The 21,464-nt window shown below is 70.8% G+C and carries 21 protein-coding genes; 12 read left to right on the top strand and 9 right to left on the bottom strand.

The features are described 5' to 3' along the window. Nucleotides 1-92: 92 nt before the first annotated feature. Nucleotides 93-1,103 carry an aldo/keto reductase gene (locus JAO81_RS16900; RefSeq protein ID WP_199548684.1) on the bottom strand — a complete coding sequence of 337 codons (1,011 nt, stop codon included), beginning with the start codon at nucleotides 1,101-1,103 and terminating at the stop codon, nucleotides 93-95. A 5-nt stretch (nucleotides 1,104-1,108) separates the two neighbouring features. Then, nucleotides 1,109-1,597 (bottom strand): MerR family transcriptional regulator, encoded by a 489-nt coding sequence (locus JAO81_RS16895; protein ID WP_199548752.1) that lies wholly within the window; start codon nucleotides 1,595-1,597, stop codon nucleotides 1,109-1,111. Between the two features lie 95 nt (nucleotides 1,598-1,692). Between JAO81_RS16895 and JAO81_RS16890 the strand changes: the two genes are divergently transcribed. The 3 genes from JAO81_RS16890 to JAO81_RS16880 all read left to right on the top strand — a co-directional run bounded on the left by JAO81_RS16890 (nucleotide 1,693) and on the right by JAO81_RS16880 (nucleotide 3,772). Beyond that, on the top strand, nucleotides 1,693-2,208 hold the full coding sequence (locus JAO81_RS16890) for a GNAT family N-acetyltransferase (protein WP_199548683.1): 516 nt from the start codon (nucleotides 1,693-1,695) through the stop codon (nucleotides 2,206-2,208). Between the two features lie 2 nt (nucleotides 2,209-2,210). After that, nucleotides 2,211-3,035, top strand: coding sequence for a serine hydrolase (locus JAO81_RS16885; RefSeq protein ID WP_199548682.1), 825 nt, complete (start codon nucleotides 2,211-2,213; stop codon nucleotides 3,033-3,035). Nucleotides 3,036-3,169: 134 nt separating this feature from the next. Next, entirely contained in the window at nucleotides 3,170-3,772 is a 603-nt protein-coding gene (locus JAO81_RS16880) for an N-acetyltransferase (RefSeq protein ID WP_199548681.1), read from the top strand. 27 nt (nucleotides 3,773-3,799) lie between these two features. Here JAO81_RS16880 and JAO81_RS16875 read toward each other — a convergent pair whose 3' ends face one another. Next, the gene (locus JAO81_RS16875; RefSeq protein ID WP_199548751.1) at nucleotides 3,800-4,456 is read right to left on the bottom strand and encodes a pirin family protein; all 657 of its coding nucleotides are present in this window, start codon (nucleotides 4,454-4,456) and stop codon (nucleotides 3,800-3,802) included. 97 nt (nucleotides 4,457-4,553) lie between these two features. Between JAO81_RS16875 and fasR the strand changes: the two genes are divergently transcribed. From fasR to JAO81_RS16850, 5 genes are all read left to right on the top strand, one after another. Then, nucleotides 4,554-5,783: a fatty acid biosynthesis transcriptional regulator FasR gene (fasR, locus tag JAO81_RS16870; protein ID WP_199548680.1), complete on the top strand. Its 1,230-nt coding sequence runs from the start codon at nucleotides 4,554-4,556 to the stop codon at nucleotides 5,781-5,783. 89 nt (nucleotides 5,784-5,872) lie between these two features. Beyond that, nucleotides 5,873-6,811: an ACP S-malonyltransferase gene (locus JAO81_RS16865; RefSeq protein ID WP_199548679.1), complete on the top strand. Its 939-nt coding sequence runs from the start codon at nucleotides 5,873-5,875 to the stop codon at nucleotides 6,809-6,811. Between the two features lie 16 nt (nucleotides 6,812-6,827). After that, entirely contained in the window at nucleotides 6,828-7,826 is a 999-nt protein-coding gene (locus JAO81_RS16860) for a ketoacyl-ACP synthase III (protein ID WP_199548678.1), read from the top strand. A gap of 67 nt (nucleotides 7,827-7,893) precedes the next feature. Then, nucleotides 7,894-8,142, top strand: a complete 249-nt coding sequence (locus tag JAO81_RS16855) for an acyl carrier protein (RefSeq protein WP_165335165.1) — start codon at nucleotides 7,894-7,896, stop codon at nucleotides 8,140-8,142. Between the two features lie 122 nt (nucleotides 8,143-8,264). After that, the gene (locus JAO81_RS16850) at nucleotides 8,265-9,536 is read left to right on the top strand and encodes a beta-ketoacyl synthase (RefSeq protein ID WP_199548677.1); all 1,272 of its coding nucleotides are present in this window, start codon (nucleotides 8,265-8,267) and stop codon (nucleotides 9,534-9,536) included. A gap of 123 nt (nucleotides 9,537-9,659) precedes the next feature. Here JAO81_RS16850 and JAO81_RS16845 read toward each other — a convergent pair whose 3' ends face one another. Continuing rightward, entirely contained in the window at nucleotides 9,660-10,154 is a 495-nt protein-coding gene (locus JAO81_RS16845; RefSeq protein ID WP_165335167.1) for a DUF3145 domain-containing protein, read from the bottom strand. A gap of 307 nt (nucleotides 10,155-10,461) precedes the next feature. Here JAO81_RS16845 and JAO81_RS16840 point away from each other — a divergent pair, with 307 nt between their 5' ends. Then, on the top strand, nucleotides 10,462-11,376 hold the full coding sequence (locus JAO81_RS16840) for an SGNH/GDSL hydrolase family protein (RefSeq protein ID WP_374194307.1): 915 nt from the start codon (nucleotides 10,462-10,464) through the stop codon (nucleotides 11,374-11,376). A gap of 33 nt (nucleotides 11,377-11,409) precedes the next feature. Here the strand turns inward: JAO81_RS16840 and JAO81_RS16835 are convergent, their stop codons facing one another. Next, nucleotides 11,410-13,848, bottom strand: coding sequence for a glycoside hydrolase family 3 C-terminal domain-containing protein (locus JAO81_RS16835; RefSeq protein WP_307813428.1), 2,439 nt, complete (start codon nucleotides 13,846-13,848; stop codon nucleotides 11,410-11,412). 153 nt (nucleotides 13,849-14,001) lie between these two features. Here JAO81_RS16835 and JAO81_RS16830 point away from each other — a divergent pair, with 153 nt between their 5' ends. Next, complete coding sequence (locus JAO81_RS16830; protein ID WP_199548676.1) at nucleotides 14,002-14,568, top strand: TetR/AcrR family transcriptional regulator; 567 nt, start codon at nucleotides 14,002-14,004, stop codon at nucleotides 14,566-14,568. An 11-nt stretch (nucleotides 14,569-14,579) separates the two neighbouring features. Here JAO81_RS16830 and JAO81_RS16825 read toward each other — a convergent pair whose 3' ends face one another. Continuing rightward, entirely contained in the window at nucleotides 14,580-14,978 is a 399-nt protein-coding gene (locus JAO81_RS16825; RefSeq protein WP_199548675.1) for a RidA family protein, read from the bottom strand. A gap of 62 nt (nucleotides 14,979-15,040) precedes the next feature. Then, the gene (locus tag JAO81_RS16820) at nucleotides 15,041-15,847 is read right to left on the bottom strand and encodes an NAD(P)-dependent oxidoreductase (RefSeq protein WP_199548674.1); all 807 of its coding nucleotides are present in this window, start codon (nucleotides 15,845-15,847) and stop codon (nucleotides 15,041-15,043) included. Between the two features lie 297 nt (nucleotides 15,848-16,144). Between JAO81_RS16820 and JAO81_RS16815 the strand changes: the two genes are divergently transcribed. Next, complete coding sequence (locus JAO81_RS16815; protein ID WP_199548673.1) at nucleotides 16,145-17,146, top strand: LysR family transcriptional regulator; 1,002 nt, start codon at nucleotides 16,145-16,147, stop codon at nucleotides 17,144-17,146. Here the strand turns inward: JAO81_RS16815 and JAO81_RS16810 are convergent. Together JAO81_RS16810 and JAO81_RS16805 are read right to left on the bottom strand one after the other, a co-directional pair. Then, complete coding sequence (locus JAO81_RS16810) at nucleotides 17,138-17,749, bottom strand: LysE family translocator (RefSeq protein ID WP_165335172.1); 612 nt, start codon at nucleotides 17,747-17,749, stop codon at nucleotides 17,138-17,140. The genes JAO81_RS16815 and JAO81_RS16810 overlap by 9 nt on opposite strands. A 31-nt stretch (nucleotides 17,750-17,780) precedes the next feature. After that, nucleotides 17,781-18,620, bottom strand: coding sequence for an EI24 domain-containing protein (locus tag JAO81_RS16805; RefSeq protein WP_199548672.1), 840 nt, complete (start codon nucleotides 18,618-18,620; stop codon nucleotides 17,781-17,783). 132 nt (nucleotides 18,621-18,752) lie between these two features. Here JAO81_RS16805 and JAO81_RS16800 point away from each other — a divergent pair, with 132 nt between their 5' ends. Then, on the top strand, nucleotides 18,753-21,305 hold the full coding sequence (locus JAO81_RS16800; RefSeq protein ID WP_199548671.1) for a M14 family zinc carboxypeptidase: 2,553 nt from the start codon (nucleotides 18,753-18,755) through the stop codon (nucleotides 21,303-21,305). Nucleotides 21,306-21,464: the final 159 nt, after the last annotated feature.

Below are 21,464 nucleotides of genomic sequence, written 5' to 3'. Positions count from 1 at the left end.
TGCCGGTCCGCTGCCAGCGGACCGGCACCTCACGCGGGATCGACAACTCGACAGTGGACGGGACTTGGCGTGTCCGCCCGCCTCTGTGGCTGCTACTCGCGGCCGGCCGAGGTGAAGGACATGTCCGCGTAGCGGCCGCCCGCGACCTGGCCCGCGATCGGCTCCAGGAGTTCGAGCTCGGACGGGGTCAGGATCAGGTGGGTGGCGGCCGCGTTCTCCTCGATCCGGGTGCGCTTACGGGTGCCGGGGATCGGCACCACGGTCAGACCGTGCGCCTGGGCCCGCTGCTGCACCCACGCGAGGGCGACCTGGGCGGGCGTCGCGTCACGGGACTCGGCGACCGAGCGGATCGGGGCGAGCAGGGCGGCGTTCGCCGCGGCGTTGTCGCCGCTGAAGCGGGGCATCGTGCGGCGGAAGTCGGAGGCGTCCAGATCGCTGTCCGCATTGGCGAAGGAGCCGGTGAGGAAGCCGCGGCCGAGCGGCGAGTACGGGACGAGGGCGACGCCCAGTTCGGTGGCGGCGGGGACCACGTGCTGCTCGATGTCCCGGCTGAACAGCGACCACTCCGACTGCACCGCCGCGATGGGGTGGACGCCGTGGGCGGCCCGCAGTTCGTCGGCGGTGACCTCGCTGAGGCCGAGGTGCTTGACCTTGCCCTCGGCGACGAGTTCGGCCATGACGCCGACGCTCTCCTCGATCGGCACGGTCACATCGCGGCGGTGCATGTAGTAGAGGTCGATGCTCTCCACGCCGAGGCGGCTCAGGCTGCCCTCGATGCACTGGCGGATGTACGCCGGGGAGTTGTCGATGCCGCGCTTGAGCGGGTCGTCGGGGTCGATGACGATGCCGAACTTGGTCGCGAGCACGATCTCGTCGCGGTGCTTCCGGACGAACGGGGCGAGGAACTTCTCGTTCTCGCCGGCCCCGTACATGTCGGCGGTGTCGAAGAAGGTGACGCCCAGATCGAGGGCGTGGTCGAGGGTGGCGCGTGCTTCGTCCGCGTCGGTCGGCCCGTAGGCGAAGCTCATGCCCATGCAGCCGAGTCCCTGGACGGAGACCTCGGGTCCGCCGGTGCCGAGCTGTGCCTTCGCGATGGTGCTCATCTGGTTCAGGACCTCTCCGGCGCCGCAGGGGCGCCCGCGTAGAACTCGATCTTGTAGTCGAGGACGGCCAGCGTCCCCTGGAGCTCCGCGACCCGCGCGAGAACGTCGCGCCGCGTGCTCTCCAGGAGCTGCCGCCGCTCCTCGAAGGTGTGGTCGCCCTCGCGGACCAGTTCGGCGTAGCGGACCATGTCCGCCACGGACATGCCGGTCAGGCGGAGCTTGCCGACGAAGGTGAGCCAGTCCAGGTCGCGGTTGGTGAACCGGCGCTGGCCCGTGTGGGAGCGGTCGACGTGCGGCATCAGACCGATCCGCTCGTACCAGCGCAGCGTGTGCGCGGTGAGCCCGGTGTACACGGCGACCTCGCTGATCGTGTAGCGGTCCTGGCCCGCGGGGCGCGGATGGGGGCGCGGGCCAGAGGCGCAGGCGTCGACCGGGGCCGCGGGTGAGGTCGTCTCGAGTACGGGTACGTGGGCTGGTACGGGGGTGCTCTCCATCACCGTCATACCCCCCACGCTAGAACCTTGGAGTGCACTCCAAGCAAGCCATATCCGAAGGAGTTCACGGAGCGGACGGGGTCAGGGTGCCCGGCATGGCCGTCTCCCGCCTCGCCACACCCGATGATGCCCCTGAACTGGTACGCCTGCGCAAGGTGATGCTCGACGAGTACCTCGGTGTGCAGTCGGACACCGCGTGGATGGCGGTCTCGGTGGAGGTCCTGCGCGCCAAGCTCGTGGGCGAAAAGGGGCAGCTGGCCGCGACCGTGGTGGAGCAGCCGGACGCTCCTGGCCGGCTTGCGGCGTGCGCGGTCGGGACGATCGAGTACCGGCTCGGCGGCCCGGAGAATCCGCTGGGGATCAGCGGCTGTGTCTTCAGCGTGGCCACGGATCCCGAGCTGCGTCGGCGGGGCTACTCGCGGGCGTGCATGGAGGAGCTGCTCGCCTGGTTCGGGCGGCGCGGGGTGCGCAAGGTCGATCTGCGGGCGTCCGATGCGGGCGAGCCGCTGTACGCGTCGCTCGGCTTCGCGCGGACTCCGGACCCGGCCATGCGGCTTGCGCTCCGGCACACCCCGGACCGCTCGGGCTCCCCCGGGACCGTACGCTCGTAGCCATGCAGAGCCTCGCCCTCATCGAGAACTGGCCGGCCCCCAGCGCGGCGGCCGGGGTCGTCCGCGCGGACGGCACCGTCGTCGGCACCCACGGGCCGGTGACGCAGCGCTTCCCGCTGGCCTCCGTGACCAAGCCCCTTGCCGCGTACGCCGCGCTCATCGCGTACGAAGAAGGGGCACTCGAGCTCGACGAGCCGGCCGGGCCCGAGGGGTCGACCGTGCGGCATCTGCTCGCGCACACCAGTGGTCTGGCCTTCGACGAGCACCGCGTGATGGCGCCGCCCGGGACGCGGCGGCTGTACTCCAACGCGGGGTTCGAGGTGCTCGGGGATCACATCGCCAAGGCGACGGACATTCCGTTCGCGGAGTACCTGCGCCAGGCCGTGCTCGAACCGCTCGGGATGACGCGGACGTCGCTCGAGGGTTCGCCGGCGAAGGACGGGGTGTCGACGGTCTCCGACCTGCTGCGTTTCGCGGCGGAGGTGCAGGCGCCGCGGCTCCTTGACGCACGGACCGTGCTCGATGCGATGTCCGTGGTGCATCCCGGTCTTTCCGGCATCCTGCCCGGGTACGGGCATCAGAAGCCCAATGACTGGGGGCTGGGGTTCGAGATCCGGGACTCCAAGTCGCCGCACTGGACGGGGGCTTCGTCGTCGCCTCGGACGTTCGGGCACTTCGGGCAGTCGGGGACGTTCCTGTGGATCGATCCGGATGCGCAGGCCGCGTGTGTCGCTCTCGCCGATCGGGCGTTCGGGGCGTGGGCCGCTGAGGCCTGGCCGCCGTTCACGGATGCGGTGCTTTCGGAGTTGCGGAGTTCGGTGGGCTGAGCCGGTCGGGGCGACGAGGGCCTGCAACCACCGGTCGGGGCGACGAGGGCCTGCAACCAGGGGAGCGCCGGGCCCGGCGGGCATCCGCCTGAGGGCGGATGCCCGGCCCCGGCCGGGCGGGCTACGTTGGCCTCATGGCTGACATAGTCCGCGCCACCCGAGCCGATGTTCACGCGCTGGCCGATGTGCTGGCCGATGCCTACGAGGACGATCCGGTCTGGGAATGGCTCGTTCCACGGGATCGCGTGCCGAGGCTGCGCAGGCTCTTCAAGGATCTGCTGGCCATGCAGGCCGACCGCGGGCGCCTGTGGACCGATATCGACCGGACCGTCGCCGCCGTGTGGTGCCCGCCCGGCGAGTGGAAGGTCGGGGCGGGCGATCTCGTACGGAACCTGCCGGTGCTCGTACGGACGGGGCGGACCCGACTGCCGCTGCTGCTCGGGATGTTGCAGCACATGGAGCGCAAGCATCCCGTCGAACCCGAGCACTGGTACCTGGAGTTCATCGGGACGCATTCGTCCGCGCGCGGAACCGGGCGCGGATCCATGGTCCTGGGAGCGCTGCTCGACCAGGCGGATGCCTCGGGGCTCCCCGCGTACCTCGAGTCGAGCAACGAGCGGAATCTCAGCTTCTACAAACGACACGGCTTCGCCGTACGCGAGGAGATCACCTACCGGTCGAGCCCGCCGATGTGGCGGATGTGGCGCGAGCCGCAGAACGGAACGCAGGGCTCCTAGGGTCTGGCCTGTCCTGTGGATCAGGCCCTAGCCCGCGAACTCCCACACCAGCACCTCGGCCCGCCCCCGCAGCGCCTCCAGCTCCAGGGACCGCCCGGCCGTGATCCGTACGGCATCCCCGGACCTCAACTCCGTCTCGCCGAGGCGGACTTCACCTCGTACGACATGGACGTACGCGAACGCCGCGTCCGGCACCTCGGCCCGTTCCGCGGGACGCAGGCGGCGGACGTGGAGCAGGGCGCCGGCCGCGGGGACCGCGTAGGGCGTGGAGTCGGCGATGCCGCGGACGATCTCGTACGCGGGGTCGCCGCCGGCCGCCGTGGGTGCCAGCCACATCTGCACGAAGACCAGGCACGAGGCGCCGTCGTTGCGCTCGACGTGGCGCACTCCCCCGCCCGCGCTGAGCCGCTGCAGATCGCCGGGCTTCACGACGGTCTCGTTGCCCTCCGAGTCGCGGTGGGTCAGCGTGCCCTCGACGACCCAGGTGACCAGCTCCGTATGGCTGTGGGTGTGCTCGTCGAAGCCGGCACCGGGCTTCAGGTGTTCCTCGTTGCAGGCGATGACCGGTCCGAAGCGGAGGTTGTCCGGGTCGTAGTGGGGCCCGAAGGAGAACGCGTGCAGCGACTCGATACCACTCGCCGGCTCCCCGCCGCGGTACCGATCGCCGGAGCGCCGTACGTCCATCACGGACCCCACCGTAGCCGCCGCGAAGGCGCACGGAGACCGGTCGGTCAGGGACCCGCCACTTAGCCGAGCCGCCCCGATAAGGCAGTCTTGTCCCGTGCCCGAACCCGCAGCGAACCCAAACCCCGACTCCGGACCGCCCCCGGCCGGCGCCGGAGCGCGCCCGGCCCATCCGCACATCGCCACGCTCAAGCGCCTGGAGAAGTCGTCCGGCAGCCTGGCCGCGCAGGCCATCGCGCGCATGGACGAGACGCTGCCCTGGTACCGGGCGATGCCGCCGGAGAACCGTTCGTGGATCGGTCTGGTGGCGCAGGCCGGTATCGCCGCGTTCACCGAGTGGTTCCGGCACCCCGACGCCCCGCAGGCCATCTCGACCGACGTCTTCGGCACCGCACCCCGCGAGCTGACCCGGGCGATCACGCTGCGTCAGACCGTCGAGATGGTCCGTACGACGATCGAGGTCATGGAGACCGCGATCGACGAGGTCGCGGCGCCGGGTGACGAGTCGGTGCTGCGCGAGGCGCTGCTCGTGTACGCCCGGGAGATCGCCTTCGCCACCGCCCAGGTCTATGCCCAGGCGGCGGAAGCCCGGGGCGCCTGGGACGCGCGGCTCGAGTCGCTCGTCGTCAATGCCGTGCTGTCCGGCGAGGCCGACGAGGGCGCCGTCAGCCGGGCCGCCGCGCTCGGCTGGAACTCCCCCGAACATGTCTGCGTCATCCTCGGCACCGCCCCCGACGGCGACAGCGAGCTGACCGTCGAGGCCATCCGCCGGGCCGCCCGCCATGCGAAGCTGCAGGTCCTGACGGGTGTGCTCGGTGATCGTCTGGTCGTCATCGCAGGTGGCAGCGACAATCCGCTCGCCGTCGCGAAGGCGCTCATCGGCCCGTACGCGGCCGGGCCCGTCGTCGCCGGACCCGTCGTCCCCGACCTGCTCGCGGCCACCAGGTCCGCGCAGGCGGCGGCCGCCGGACTCAAGGCGTGCTCGGCCTGGCAGGACGCCCCGCGGCCCGCGCTCGCGGACGATCTCCTGCCGGAGCGCGCGATCGCCTCGGACCCTGCGGCGCGGGAGCAGTTGGTGGAGGAGATCTACAGACCGCTGGAGGAGGCCGGCTCCGCGCTTCTGGAGACCTTGAGCGTCTATCTGGAACAGGCGAGCAGCCTCGAAGGCGCGGCCCGGATGCTCTTCGTGCACCCCAACACCGTCCGCTACCGGCTGCGACGTGTGACAGACGTCACCGGCTGGTCGCCCTCGGATGTCCGCTCCGCGTTCACGCTGCGTATCGCCCTCATCCTGGGGCGTCTGGCCGACGGAGATCCGCAGTCCTAGACTTTTGTCGGGGGTCGACAATTCCCCTGACCGTTCTTCGTCCCTGTCCCCACGGGCGGCGCCCACCGTCCACAAGAGAGAGTGTGAGAGTGCTCGTACTCGTCGCTCCCGGCCAAGGCGCTCAGACGCCCGGCTTCCTGACTCCCTGGCTCGACCTCCCCGGCGCCGCCGACAAGCTCGCCGCTTGGTCGGACGCCATCGGACTCGACCTCGCCCACTACGGCACGCAGGCCGACGCGGACGCGATCCGCGACACGGCCGTGGCGCAGCCGCTGCTCGTCGCGGCCGGACTGCTGTCCGCAGCGGCCCTGGGTGACGTCAAGCCGTCGGCCGTCGCGGGTCACAGCGTCGGTGAGTTCACCGCCGCCGCGTTCGCGGGCGTCCTCGACGAGACCGCCGCGCTGCAGCTCGTACGCAAGCGGGGTCTGGCCATGGCCGACGCCGCCGCGATCACGCGGACCGGCATGGCGGCGCTGCTCGGCGGCGACCCGGAGATCGTGGTCCCGCACCTGGAGAAGCTCGGCCTGACCCCGGCCAACGTCAACGGCGCGGGCCAGATCGTCGCCGCCGGCACCCTGGAGCAGATCGAGGCTCTGGGGGCCGACAAGCCCGAGGGCACCCGCCGGGTCATCCCGCTGCAGGTCGCCGGCGCGTTCCACACGCACCACATGGCGCCCGCGGTCGAGACGCTGCGCAAGGCCGCCGAGGAGCTCTCCCCGGCCGACCCGACGGTCCGTTACGTCTCCAACAAGGACGGCGAGGCCGTCGCCTCCGGCGCCGAGGTCATCGCGCGTCTGGTCGGCCAAGTCGCCAACCCGGTCCGCTGGGACCTGTGCATGGAGACCTTCCAGGAGCTCGGCGCGACGGCGCTCATCGAGGTGTGCCCGGGCGGCACCCTCACCGGTATCGCCAAGCGCGCGCTGCCGGGCGTCAAGACGCTGGCCCTGAAGACCCCCGACGACCTCGACGCTGCTCGCGAGCTCATCGCAGAGACAGCAGCATCAGCCGCTGACGCGGCGGGTGCCTGACAAGGAGCTCAAGAGCATGTCGAAGATCAAGCCGAGCAAGGGCGCGCCGTACGCCAAGATCATGGGCGTCGGCGGCTACCGGCCCACGCGGGTCGTGCCCAACGAGGTGATCCTCGAGACGATCGACTCGTCCGACGAGTGGATCCGCTCGCGCTCCGGTATCGCGACCCGGCACTGGGCGAGCGACCAGGAGACCGTCGCCGCGATGTCCATCGAGGCCTCCGGCAAGGCGATCGCCGACGCCGGGCTCACCGCCGACAAGATCGGCGCCGTGATCGTCTCGACCGTCTCGCACTTCAAGCAGACCCCGGCCGTCGCGACCGAGATCGCCGACAAGCTGGGCACGCAGAAGGCCGCCGCCTTCGACATCTCGGCCGGCTGCGCGGGCTTCGGTTACGCGCTGACGCTCGCCAAGGGCATGGTCGTGGAAGGCAGTGCGGAGTACGTCCTGGTCATCGGCGTCGAGCGCCTGAGCGACCTGACCGACCTGGAGGACCGTGCCACGGCCTTCCTGTTCGGTGACGGCGCGGGCGCGGTCGTCGTCGGCCCCTCGGACGAGCCGCACATCGGCCCGACGGTCTGGGGCTCGGAGGGCGACAAGTCCGAGACGATCAAGCAGACCGTCGCCTGGACCGAGTACGACAGTGCGGTCCACAAGTTCCCTGCGATCACGCAGGAGGGCCAGGCGGTGTTCCGCTGGGCCGTGTTCGAGATGGCGAAGGTCGCCCAGCAGGCGCTGGACGCGGCCGGAATCAGCGCGGACGACCTGGACGTCTTCATCCCGCACCAGGCCAACATGCGGATCATCGACTCGATGGTGAAGACTTTGAAGCTGCCGGAGCATGTCACGGTCGCCCGTGACATCGAGACCACCGGCAACACCTCGGCCGCCTCGATCCCGCTCGCGATGGAGCGGCTCCTGGCGACCGGGGAAGCCAAGAGCGGCGACACCGCGCTCGTCATCGGCTTCGGGGCGGGTCTCGTCTACGCAGCCTCCGTCGTTACCCTCCCCTAGGCACCCTGCACGGACCATTCCGTACGGGACCCTGCCACCTCACTGATACACAAGAAGGAGCGCCAACATGGCCGCCACTCAGGAAGAGATCGTCGCCGGTCTCGCCGAGATCGTGAACGAGATCGCCGGTATCCCGGTCGAGGACGTCCAGCTGGACAAGTCCTTCACCGATGACCTGGACGTCGACTCGCTGTCCATGGTCGAGGTCGTCGTCGCCGCCGAAGAGCGCTTCGACGTCAAGATCCCGGACGACGACGTCAAGAACCTGAAGACCGTCGGCGACGCCGCGTCTTACATCCTGAAGCACCAGGACTGACCTCAGGTCCTTCCTGGCCCCGGGCCGGCCCGCAAGGGCCGCCCACCAGGGCCGGCTGTCTGCCGCCACCTAGCGGTAGTGCCGCTTATTCACGACCCTCTACACGTGGAGAAAGAATTCCTGTGAGCCCGACCAATCGCACCGTGGTCGTCACCGGTATCGGCGCAACCACACCGCTGGGTGGCGACGCAGCATCGACCTGGGAAGGTCTCGTCGCGGGCCGCTCGGGCGTGAAGCCCCTGGAGGGCGAGCGTTTCGCCGAGCTGCCGGTCCGTATCGCCGCCCCCGTCGCGGTCGACCCGGGCGAGGTTCTGCCCCGCCCGCTCGCCCGCAAGCTGGACCGCTCGGCGCAGTTCGCGCTGATCGCGGCCAAGGAGGCCTGGGCGGACGCCGGTTACGAGGGCAAGGCGGGCGAAGAGTCCAAGGTCGCCCCCGAGCGTCTCGGCGCGGTCATCGCGTCCGGTATCGGCGGCGTGACCACGCTGCTCGACCAGTACGACGTGCTCAAGGAGAAGGGTGTACGCCGGGTCTCCCCGCACACCGTTCCCATGCTCATGCCCAACGGCCCCTCCGCCAACGTCGGTCTGGAGGTGAACGCCCAGGCGGGCGTGCACACCCCGGTCTCGGCCTGCGCGTCGGGCGCCGAGGCGATCGGCTACGCCGTCGAGATGATCCGTACCGGCCGCGCCGACGTGGTCGTCGCCGGCGGTACCGAGGCGGCCATCCACCCGCTGCCCATCGCGGCGTTCGCCAACATGATGGCGATGTCCAAGAACAACGACGAGCCCACCAAGGCTTCCCGTCCGTACGACAAGGGCCGTGACGGCTTCGTCCTCGGCGAGGGTGCGGGTGTCGTGATCCTCGAGTCCGAGGAGCACGCGAAGGCCCGTGGCGCCCGTATCTACTGCGAGGTGCTCGGCCAGGGTCTGTCCGCCGACAGCCACCACATCGCGCAGCCCGAGCCGACGGGGCGCGGCGTCGCCGCGGCCGTGCAGAATCTGCTCGACTCGACGGATCTCAAGCCGTCGGAGCTCGTGCACCTGAACGCGCACGCGACCTCGACTCCGCAGGGTGACATCGCGGAGATCAAGGCGCTGCGCAAGGTGCTCGGCGCGGATCTCGATCACGTGGCCATCTCCGGTACGAAGTCGATGACCGGTCACCTTCTCGGTGGTGCCGGTGGTATCGAGACCGTCGCGACCGTGCTCGCGCTGCACCACCGTCTCGCTCCGCCGACGATCAATGTCGAGGAGCTCGACGAGGAAATCGCCGCGGACGGGGCGGACATCGTGCGGGGCGAGGCTCGGGTGCTGCCCGAGGGCACGATTGCCGCGATCAACAACTCGTTCGGGTTCGGCGGGCCCAGCGTGGTGTTGGCCCTCCGTACCGTCTGACCCTTTTCGTTCGTACGAGGAAGGCCCACCCGGTGCGGCCGGGTGGGCCTTCCTCGTGTGTACGGGGTCGGGGTGCGGGTTGCCGTTCAGGGGGCTGTCGCCGTGTGTGCCCACAGCTGTGTGTCACACGACCTGGTGGAGCCACCTCACCGGGGCGCCCTCGCCCGCGTATCGGAAGGGTTCGAGTTCGTCGTCCCAGGGTTTGCCCAGGAGTTTGGAGAGTTCCGCGGCCAGGTCGCTTTCGCCGCCCCCCGACCGCGCGAGGGCCGCGCGGAGGCGGTCCTCCGGGATCAGGATGTCGCCGTGGATGCCGGTGACCGCGTGGAAGATGCCGAGCTCGGGAGTGGAGCTGTAGCGCTCGCCCTCCGCCGTGGCGCACGGCTCGGCCGTGACCTCGAAGCGGAGTTGCTGCCAGCCGCGCAGTGCGGAGGCGAGCTTGGAGCCCGTGCCGGCCTCGCCCTGCCAGGAGAACTCCGCACGCCAAGTACCCGGCGCCGCGGGCTGCCTGATCCAGTCGAGCGTGACCCTGCCGCCGAGCACACCCGCCACCGCCCACTCGACGTGCGGGCACAGCGCGCGCGGTGCGGAGTGCACGTACAGGACTCCACGTGTCGTCACCGGGACCTCCAGGGTGGGGCGAGGGTTGGGGCCTCGCACCTGGCCGGGCAGTTGCCGGGAGTTTCGCCAAGATTCCCGAGGAAATCCAGGACATCCACGGAATCGAGGAAACTCCCCGAAAGGGGACATTTCTGACGTGATGTAATTTACCGGAAGCGGGACGGCGCTCCGACTCCGGGTCGACCGCAGCAAAACTACCGTGCGGCGCGGGCCCGAGTGTGACGTACCGTCGGGTCCAGGTCCCGGGAATGGCGGGCATTCACCCGGCAGGGCGCGGGTGCACAGGACGGCGAGAGAAGGGACGACCGTGATCCGGAACTGGTTCCGTGGCCGTACCGCGGCCTCGGCGGCGACCGCCGCCGTACTCGCGACCGCACTCCTCGGCTGTGACGCGCAGGGCGGCAACTCCCCGGCCCCGCAAGGCGCCGCGGCCGCCGACCGCCCCAAGCCCTCCCCCACACCCACTCCCACCTGGGACACCAGCCCGCGCTCGATGGCGGCGGTGGGCGATTCGATCACCCGCGGTTTCGACGCCTGCCAGGTGCTCTCCGACTGTCCCGAGTCGTCCTGGGCGACGGGCACCGACCCGGCGGTGAACAGCCTCGCCATACGGCTGCTCGGCAAGGACGCGGCGGCGACGAGGAGTTGGAACTTCGCCCGTACGGGGGCACGCATGAGCGCGCTGCCGGAGCAGATGGAGCAGGCGGCCGAGAAGTCACCCGAGTTGGTGACGGTCCTGATGGGCGCCAATGACGCCTGTCGGGGGACGGCCGCGGCGATGACCTCCGTCGCCTCCTTCCGCGCGGACTTCGAGGACGGGATGCGCGCCCTGCGCCGCGAACTGCCCAAGACCCAGGTGTTCGTGGCGAGCGTCCCGGATCTGTCGCGGCTGTGGTCCTCGGGCAAGGGCAACGCGATGGCGAAGCAGATCTGGAAGCTCGGCATCTGCCAGTCGATGCTCGCCGACCCGGACGCCATGGACAGCCTGGCCGTCGAGCGGCGCGGGAACGTGCACGCGCGCGTGGAGGCGTACAACGAGGTCCTGAAGGACGTGTGCGCGAAGGACGAGTACTGCCGCTACGACGGCGGGTCGGTCTTCGACTACCGCTTCGGACAGGGGCAGCTGAGCAGGTGGGACTGGTTCCACCCGAGCAGGAACGGGCAGGCGCGCCTGGCCGAGCTGGCGTTCACGGCCGTCACCGCGGAGAAGTCGCCCGCGTAAGGGGCCCCACACGCAGGTGAGGCCCCTCGCGTGTCATGCCTCGATCGTCGCGCTCAGCCTGCGGTCCGCGAGCGAACGTCCGGCTTCCAAGGTGTACGTGCCCTTCTGGTACGCCCACGCCGCGGCGCTCTCGTCCCAGATCTCGAACGCCCGCCGCGGCAGCGGGATCCGCACCTCGACGCTCTCGCCCGCGTCCGCGGTGACGCGCCCGAAGGCGGCGAGGGCCCGCGCGGGCCGCTCGACGGCGCCGTCCGCGGGCGGGGCGAGGTAGAGCTGGACGGTCTCGCGGCCTGTCCGGGCCCCGGTGTTGCGGAGACGGACCGTGGCCTCCTCGCGTGTCACCTGGAGACTCTCGTACGTCCAGTCGGTGTAGCCGAGGCCGTGCCCGAAGCTGTACGAGGGCGTGGCGCCGGCCTTGTCCCAGGCGCGGTAGCCGATGAACACCCCTTCGCCGTACGTGAGTCGGCCCTCGGCGTCCGGGGTGACCTCGGTGACGGGTGCGTCGGCGAGCGCGCCCCAGGTGGTGGGCAGCCGGCCGCCGGGCTCCTGGGCGCCGGTCAGCACATCGGCGAGCGCGGCGCCGCCCTCCTGGCCCGGGAACCAGCTGAGCAGCACGGCGGCGACGTCCTCGCGCCACGGGAGTTCCACCGGGGAGCCGGAGTTGACGACCACGACGGTGTTCGGGTTGGCGGCCGCGACGGCGCGTACGAGATCGTCCTGGCGGCCGGGCAGGCGCAGGTCGCGGCGGTCGAAGCCCTCGGACTCCACGCGGTCGGTGGTGGCGACCAGGACGACGGCCGTGTCGGCCTCCCGTGCGATACGCACCGCTTCGGCGATCATCTCGTCGGCGTCGCGCCGGGGTTCGGCGTGCGACAGGCTGAGGGCGACGGCCTCGATGGGCATGCCCTCGATCTTCGGCGGGGTGACGTCCAGGGAGACCTCGACGGGCGCTCCGGCCTTCAGCTCGACGGTGCCGCGCTCGGTGGGCGCGCCGAGGAAGGCCTCGAAGGGGTCGCCGTCGACCGGCATCCGCTGTTCGCCGTCGAAGAGTTCGCGCCCGTCGACGGTGAGCCGCAGGGTGCCGAGTCCCCGGGTGCCGAAGCGGTGGGCACCGTCGACGCGCGGTGTGAACGTGCCCTTGATCTCGACCCGGCTGAGCTCCGCGTAGGTGACCCCTTCGGGGAACCCGCCGCCGAACCACTGGATCGCCCCGTCGGCCAGCGGCGCCTCGCCGAGCACCCGGCCCTCGGTGTCGCGGCACACGGCGCGCAGCGCGAACCCGGCCTTCGCGACGCCCAGTTCCTCACTCGGCTCCGCGCCCCTCGCGTACGCGACCGAGCCTTCGCCGAGCGCGGTGGTGAGCCCGTCCAGGGGCGAGACGACCCGGCGCGGGAACACGGTGGCGGAGCCGCCGCCGAGCACACGGGCGTCACGGGCGGCAGCGCCGATCAGCGCGACCTTGCCGGCGCCGGAGAGCGGCAGGATGCCCCGCTCGTTGCGGACGAGGACGAAGGAGCGGTGGGCGATCTCGCGGGCCAGGGCCTCGCCGTCCACCGGCTCGGGCAGTGCGGTGACGGCGGGTTCGGCGCCGTCGAGCGCGCCGACGCGGGCGGCGAGCCGCAGCACCCTGCGGACCGCCTCGTCCACGGTCGGCTCATCGACATGACCGTCGCGTACGGCTTCGGCGAGAGCGGGACCGTACACGGTCATCGGGCCGGGCATCGCGACATCGAGGCCGCCTTCGATGGCGCCCTTGGTGTCCCGGGCGGCCATCCAGTCGGAGACGTTGAAACCGTCGAAGCCCCACTCGTCGCGCAGGACGCCGTTCACCAGGGCGGCGTTCTCGGTCATGGTGAGGCCGTTGACCGCGTTGTAGGCGGTCATGATGCCCCAGGGCCTCGCCTGCTTGACGATCGCCTCGAAGGGCGCCAAGTAGAGCTCGCGCAGGGCCCGTTCGGGCACGAGGTTGTCCACGGTGAAGCGGTCGGTCTCGGCGTCGTTGGCGACGAAATGCTTGACGGTGGTGCCGACGCCGCCCGCCTGCACGCCCCGCACATAGCCGGTGCCGATCTCGCCGGTCAGATACGGGTCCTCGCTGTACGCCTCGAAGTGGCGTCCGCCGCGCGGGGAGCGCTGCAGATTGACGGTCGGCGCGAGCAGCACGTGCACGCCTTTGCGCCGGGCCTCCTGGGCGAGCAACTGCCCTGCCCTGTACGCGAGTTCCGGGTCCCAGGCGGCGGCAAGGGCGGTCGGGGAAGGGAGGGCTATGGACGGGTCGTCGGCGCTCCAGCGCACGCCCCGTACACCGATCGGGCCGTCGGACATCACCAGGGACCGCAGGCCGATCTCCGGGAGCGCGGGCAGGGTCCACATGTCCTGGCCGGCGAGGAGGCGGGCCTTCGTATCGAGATCGAGTTTCCCGAGCGCGGCCTCGACGACCGCCTCGTACGCGTCCCTGGACTGCTCAGTCACTGCCGTACCTCCTCATCGACGTGCCCCTGACCCGCTCCCCATCCTGCACCGCCTACCTGTGAAGCGGTAGGTTTCGTTATCTGGCAGTTATCTTTGGGGTGGACGGGCACCGTACGGTGGCATCCGGAGAGGCGCCGACGAGGGTGAGTGGGCATGGCGGCGAAGACGAGAAGCGACCAGCGGCGTGCGGAGATCGTGCGGGCCGCGCTCGAGGTGATCGCCGAGCGCGGCTACCGCGGCGCGTCCCTCGCCGCGGTGGCCGAGCGGGTGGGGCTGACCCAGCAGGGGCTGCTGCACCACTTCCCCACCAAGGAGGCGCTGCTCGTCGCCGTACTGGAAGAGCGCGACCAGTGGGATGCCACACCGCCGGCGCGCGAGTGGCGGATGGATCTCCTGGCGTCGCTGGTCGAGTACAACGCGATGCGGCCCGCGATCGTGCAGACCTTCTCGGCCCTGCTGGGCGAGAGCGTGACGGAGGACCATCCGGCGCGCGGCTACTTCACCCGGCGCTATGCGGCCGTACGCGAGGACATGACCCTGCTCCTTCGCGCCGAGTACGGCGAGCGGCTGCCGTCCGGGCTCACGCCCGAGCAGGCGGCGCCGCTGCTCGTGGCCGTGCTCGACGGCCTGCAGTACCAGTGGCTGCTCGACCCCGAGAACGTGGACATGCCGGGGGCCTTCCGGAACTTCCTGGTGCTGCTCGGGGAGCCCGGGGAATAGCGCAGGGGCGGTTACCGGGGACCTCGGTGCGCGGGCAGCGCGGCCACGACCTCCACCTCGATGAGCGCCCACGGCAGGAAGAGCTTCGAGACCTCGACCGTGGTGCTGGTCGGCGGGGTTCCCGTGAGGTACTCACGCCGTACCGCGCCGTACTCGTGCAGGCGGTCGATGTCCGTCAGATAGGTGCGGATGTTGATGATGTCGGCGAGTGCCGCGCCGTGCGCCTCGAGCAGGGCGTCGAGGGCTTCGAAGATACCGCGGCTCTGTGCCGCGAGGTCCGGCCCCTCGGCCACCTGTCCTGACAGCTGCAACAGCGCGCCGCCGCCCGGGAGTTCGACGCGCGCGACCTGCGTGTAGTACGGGCTGAGCGGGGCGGGCGCGGAAGGCGGGTTGTCCAGGGTTATCTGCACAACGGGCTCCTCAAGGGTTTTCGGTACGGATACGGGTCAAGGGTTTTCGGTACGGATACGGGTCAAGGCTTTTCGGTACGGATACGGGTCACCGCGGCCGCGATGTCCTCGTGGGCGAGGTCGGGGTGGGCCGCGAAATGGTCGCGGATCGCCTCCATCGCCGGGAGCCGGGTGATCTCGGTGGCGAGCCGAACGTCCTTGACGGCGAGTTCGACCGCGAAGTGGACGCCCTCGGCGAAGGCGCGCGGCACGGCGCCGCCCAGGGCGCTGCGGCCGAGGGTCGCCTTCGCGGCGTCCTCCGGGATGCCGAGCGCGTCGGCGAGCCGCATCGCCTCGCCGACCAGGGCCACTCCCCCGAGCACGGCCGTGTTGACGACCAGCTTCAGGGCGGCGCCCGTGCCCAGGGGGCCGGTGCGTGTGACGGTGCCGAGTGCGGAGAGCAGCTGCTCGACGGCGTCCGCGTCACCGCCCGCGAGGATGCCGAGCGTGCCGGCCTCTGCCTTGTCGGTGCTGCCCATCACGGGCGCGTCGACGAGGGTGATCTCCGGTGGCAGTCCGGCCGCCAACTCCCGTACGACATCGGGTCCGACGGTCGACATCTCGACCCAGTGGGCGCCCGGGCGCAGGGCCGGGACGATCTGCCGGGCGATGTCCCGTACGGCCTCGGGGGAGGCGAGCATCGTGAGGACCACGTCCGCGTCGCGTACGGCCTCGGCGGGCGAGGCGGCCGGGCGGGCGCCCTTGGCGACGAGGAGCTCGGCGCGGGAGGCGGTGCGGTTCCAGACGGTCAACGGGTGTCCTGCGGCGAGGAGATGGGCGGCCATGGGGGCGCCCATGTGCCCGAGGCCGAGGAAGGCGATCTTTTCCATGTCTCGACGCTAGGACCGGGGTATCGATGCGACAAGCGAGGGTTTGGCATGAGGGCCATGTCAGACTCGCATGGCACAGGGTGGCTGGGTTGCCGGGTGGCTGGGTCGCCGGGTGGCCGAGTGGCTGAGCCACCGGGCCAGCGAGTGGCTGAGCCACCGGGCCACCATGTGGCTGGGCCGCCGAGTGCTGGGCCGCCGAGTGCTGGGTGGCCGACTGCTGGGTGGCCAAGTGGCTGAGCCACCGAGCCAGCAAGTGGCTGAGCCACCGCGCCACAGACCACGCACCGGAGGTACGCGATGAACCGACAAGTCCCGGACGGCATCGGCCGAGCCGCCCAGACCGCCCGTCCCCTCCCATCCGCCGCGCCGAGCACCCCTGCCGGACCCGCCGACGCCCCCGCCCTGTCCACCTCCTGGCTGCGGGTCTTCCTCGAAGTGGCCCGGCTCGGCTCGTTCACCGAGGCCGCCCGCGGTCTCGGCTACACCCAGTCCGCCGTGTCACGGCAGATCCACGCCCTGGAGTCCGCGCTCGGCGCCGGTGCCCTGTTCGACCGGCTGCCACGCGGCGTGACGCCCACCGAACGCGGCCGGGTCCTGCTGCCGCGCGCGGAGGCCGTGCTCGCTCAACTCGACGGCGCCCGAGCCGACTTGACCGCGCTGGCGCAGGTATCGGGCGGGCGGCTCAGGGTCGGCGCGTTCCCCACGGCCGGTGCCGCACTGCTGCCGCGTGCGGTGGCGGCGTTCCGCGAGCGGCATCCGCGGGTGGAGCTGAGCTGTGCGGAGGGGCTGACCGAGGACCTCCTGTCCCGGCTCGACCACGGCGAGCTCGATCTGGCCGTCGTCTCGACCACGGCAGGCGCCGATCTCGCCGCGTACGACCTGCGCAAACTGCTCGACGAGTCGATGTACGTGGCCGTCCCCGCCGGGCACCGACTTGCCCGCAGGCGCCGGGTGCGGCTCACCGAACTCGCCGGGGACGACTGGGTGTCCGGCAGCCCGCACACGGAACGCAGCCTGCTGCATCCGGCCGTGCGCGAGGACTTCCGCCCTCGCGTCAGCTATGTCGCCGCCGAGTGGATCGCCAAGCAGGGATACGTGGCCGCCGGGCTCGCGGTAGCGCTCATCCCGGCGCTAGCGGCGGACGGTGTGCGGCCGGACATCAGGCTGCTCGCGGTGCACGAGGACGACATCCCGCCGCGGGCCGTGTACGCGGCGACCCTGCGCGGACGTTCGGCACCCGCGGCCGCCGACGCCTTCGTACGACTGCTGCGGGCGGCCGGGCGGAACGCCTCAGCTTGACGGTGCGAAGGCGAGGCTGATGCCCAGGCCGGCCAGGACCGACCCGATCACCTTGTTCAGGGCACGCTGCCCGCGCAGCATCACCGCGCGCAGTCGCGAGTGCGAGAAGAACAGCGCGACCGCGCCGAACCACACCAGATGCGCGAACGACATGAACAGGCCGTATCCCACCTGCTGCACGACCGGAGTGCCGGGCTGGACGACCTGCGTGAAGGTCGAGACGACGAACAGAGTGGTCTTCGGGTTGAGCACATTCGTCAGGAATCCGGCCCGCAGCGCCCCGAACGGCGAGAGGGCGGTGGTCCGTTCGAGGTCGAGCTCGACCGGACGCGAGCGGAAGGTCTTGATCCCGACGTAGACCAGATACGCGGCGCCGATCAGCTTGATCGCCGTGAACAGCGCGGTGGACGAGGCGATGAGCAGGCCGACGCCCAGCATCGTGTACGTGACGTGCACCAGGACACCGGCGGCGACTCCCGTCGCGCCGAGCAGTCCGGTCGTACGGCCGTGCAGATAACTGTTGCGCACGATCATGGCGAAGTCGGCGCCCGGGCTGATCACGGCAAGGGCCGTGATGACCGCTACGGCGATCAGTTCTGTCATGGACGGATCCTGTCCTTCGCGTCATCGGTACTCAACGGGCGTCCGGATCCTGGACGGTGAGCCGCACTGTCGCGGGATCGCCCGGGGAATCGCCCTCGTTCTCGTTGTCGTCGTTCTCGTTGTCGTCGTCCTCGCCCAGCAGGTCCCGGACCATCAGCGTCGCGCCCGCCACCGCGCCCGGCATCAGGAAGACGGCGACGAACGGGATCAGGAAGGACACCGCGAGCGGCACTCCGAAGCCCCAGATCAGCAGGCGGCGGCCGCGCATCATGGCCAGTTGCTCCCGCACCTCGACACGGCGGCGCTGCAGAGCGACCGAGGTCAGCTCCTGGGTGAGGAAGAAGCCGGTGACGCAGAAGCCGATCGCGGGGACCACGGTCTGTCCCAGTATCGGGATGAAGCCCAGCGCGAAGAGCAGCACGGCCCAGGCGGCGGCCCGCAGGACGATCCGGAAGCTGTCGCGCGCGGAGATCCACAGCTCGCGCAGGAGCGGCAGGCCGGACTCGGGCGCGGTGCCGTCCGGCGAGACCGACTTGTCGACCTGCTCGGACAGGGACTCGTAGAAGGGCTGGCCGATCAGCAGCGTCACGGCGGTGAAGGTGATCACGGCGAGCAGCAGGCCGAGCGCGAACACCAGGAACACCAGGAAGCCGCGGAAGAGCCCGAGCCAGGCTCCGGACCAGTCGTCGGCGAACGGGGTGGCCCAGTCGACCAGGTCGTCGGCCCCGTAGGCGAGCCCGATCAGCGCACCCACGTACACGACGGCGGTGATGAGGCCGGGGATCAGCCCGAAGCCGAACCACCGGCCGTGGCCCACGACCCAGCGCTGGCCCTTGAGGAGATAACCGAACCCGGTTCCTAGATCACGCATGCCGCACAGGGTACGGGTCGGCTGTGACACGCGTACGGCTGGAGTCCCGGGTGCCTCAAGGCCCTCTTGTTGTAGGGGAGTTGAGCCGATAGACACCGCGTACCTGTCAACAAGTGGATCGTGGAGGTACGCGTGGGCATACCCAGACCCGTTCCCGTCCTGCTGGTCGGCGCCGCTCTGACCGGCACGCTGCTGGTGCCGGGCGGAGCGCAGGCCGATCCCCGGCCCGAACCGTCCCCGGTCCGCAGCGCGGAGGCGCAGGAGTCCAAGGCCGCCAAGTCGCCCGCGAGCACGGCCGAGCGGGCGTTGCAGGGCCTCGTCCCCGAGTTCTCGCACACGGCCGGCTATCCCCGTGAGCGCCAACTCCCCACGGTGCCGGTGAATCCGGCCGACAAGTCCCTCAAGCTGGGGCTCACCCCGTATCACGGCATAGCGCCGAAGCTGAACGCCCTGCAGAAGCTGGGCGACCGCGTGAGCGTGGAGATCGCGGGCCGCAGCGCGGGCGGGCATCAGCTGTATCTGGTGACGGTGACCTCGCCCGAGTCCGCGCGGGAGGCGCGCGAGCAGGAGCGGATGCGTGAACGCATCGAGAACTCCCCGGCAACGGCCGCCCGCGACCAGCAGATCAAGGCCGAGTACAAGACCCCGGTCTTCATCAACAACAACATCCACGGCAACGAGTGGGAGGGCACGGACGCGGCCCTGAAGCTCATCGAGAAGCTGGCCGCTGCCAAGGACGCCGGCACCGAGGAGCTCCTCGACCACTCCCGTGTCTACTTCAACGTCACGGCCAATCCGGACGGCCGGATCGCCGGAACCCGCGCGAACGCCAACGGTTTCGATCTCAACCGCGACTTCGTGACGGCCTCGCAGCCGGAGACGCGCGCGATGCGGCAGATCGCCATCGACAAGCAGCCGGCCGTGATGATCGACCTGCACGGTTACGTCAACGGCACGCTGATCGAGCCGACCACTCCCCCGCACGGCGAGAACTACGAGTACGACCTGTTCCTGAAGAACACCTACGCCAACGCCCTCGGCATGGAGGCCGCGGTCAACGGCCTCGGTTACACGGAGGCCGAGGACGGCGTGCTGCCCGCCCAGATCCCCTTCCGCGATTCGCAGGAGGGCTGGGACGACTGGCCGCCGATCTTCACCCCGCAGTACATGCCGTTCCATGGCGCGACGGCCGCGCACACCATCGAGTTCCCGATGCAGGTCAACAACCGCGCGTACGACACGCTGCCGGTGGAGGAGCTGCGCCGCCGCTCGGCGATCAACACCGATATCGCGGGTGCGGCGATGCGCGCGACGCTCGACTTCGTGCGGGAACGCGGTGCCGCGCTGATCGCCGACCAGATCGAGACCTTCCGGCGCGCGGACGCGGGCGAGGCGCAGGTGCCGGTCTCCTCCGAGACCGTCCCCGGTGTGCCGGGCATCGGGCCCGAGGACGTGTACACGACGGACTTCCCCCGTGCGTACGTCATCCCCGCCTCGGGACGTTCGCAGCGCTCGGCGACGGCGGCGGCCCGGCTCGTCGACCATCTCCTCGCCAATGACGTACGGGTGGAGCGGGCCGTCCGTGATTTCCGGGTCGGCTCCCGGACGTATCCGCGCGGCTCGTACCTCGTGGATCTGGAGCAGCCCAAGCGCGGCATGGCGAACGTGCTGCTCGCGGACGGGCGGGACATCAGCGACAAGGTCTCGGTGATGTACGACATCTCGGGCTGGAGCCTCGGCCGGCTGTGGGGCGCTTCGGTCGTCGAGGTGAAGGACGGCCGCTTTGACGTCCGGAGCACTCCGGTGCGTTCGGCGTCCTCCGCCGGCTATGTGGCCCGGTACGGCGATCTGCGGCTCCGTCTCGACGACCCGCGGGAGATCGCGGCGCTCAACTCACTGCTCGCTTCGGGCATTTCGGTACGCGAGGCCGCGGACGGCAGCGCGATCGTCCCGTCCTCCGCACGGCGCGAAGCGTGGAAGCTCGCGCGCGAGTACGACGTGGTGTTCGCGGCGACTCGGGCGCGGGGCTCGGAGGCGTTCGCGCGCACGCGGGTGGCGGCGGCCGTCTCGTCCGGCGAGCTCTTCGCGCTGCGCGAGATGAACTTCGACGTGGTGCCGGTGTCGACGGCGACGCTGAACGCGGGGTTCGACTGGTCGGCCGTCGATGTCCTGATGGCGTCGACGGGTCTGGACCACGGCGCTTTGAACGCGTCGGCGCGCGGCGCACTCGACGCCTTCCTCGCGGACGGCGGCGGTGTGGTCGGCCTCGGTGAGACGGGGGCGGCGCTCAGCTCGGACACCGGGTTGCTGGCGGCGAAGGCGGTCGCGGGCAACGGTGACGCCAACGGCGTGGTGCGGGTGGCCAATGCGGGCGGCCTCGTCACGGGAGGCGCTCCTGACCACACCTTCGTCTACTCCCCCGTCTGGTTCACGGACCTCGGGCCCGGGGTGCGTATCGAGCAGTCGTACGGGGCCGGGAACCCGCTCCTGTCCGGGCACTGGCGTCCGCTGGAGGACGGCACGGGCGGACCGGCGGACGCGGCCGGCCGGGCCTCGGTGGTGAGCGCTGCCGGGGCGGAGGGCTCGCGGGTGTTCCTCTTCGGTACGGAGCCGCTGTTCCGGGCACACCCGAAGGGGGTGTATCCGCAGATCGGACGGGCTCTGCTGGGGGCTTCGGGAAGCTGAATGTCACAGCTTCGTGATCGTTGATCTCGTCCGATTGCCTCCTCCGGGCACCCCTTGATAGGCATGGATTCCGCCTACATGGAGTTGTCCGGGGGAGGCCCGATGAAGTTCGATATGGGTGCGTCCGTGTTGTCGAATCTGCGGTCGCAGTCGCAGGGT

Origin of the sequence: Streptomyces sp. N35, assembly GCF_016464295.1 — a bacterium.
Lineage (GTDB): Bacteria > Actinomycetota > Actinomycetes > Streptomycetales > Streptomycetaceae > Streptomyces.
Note: the sequence above shows the minus strand (reverse complement) of the source record. Positions and strands in the feature narration are given on the sequence as shown.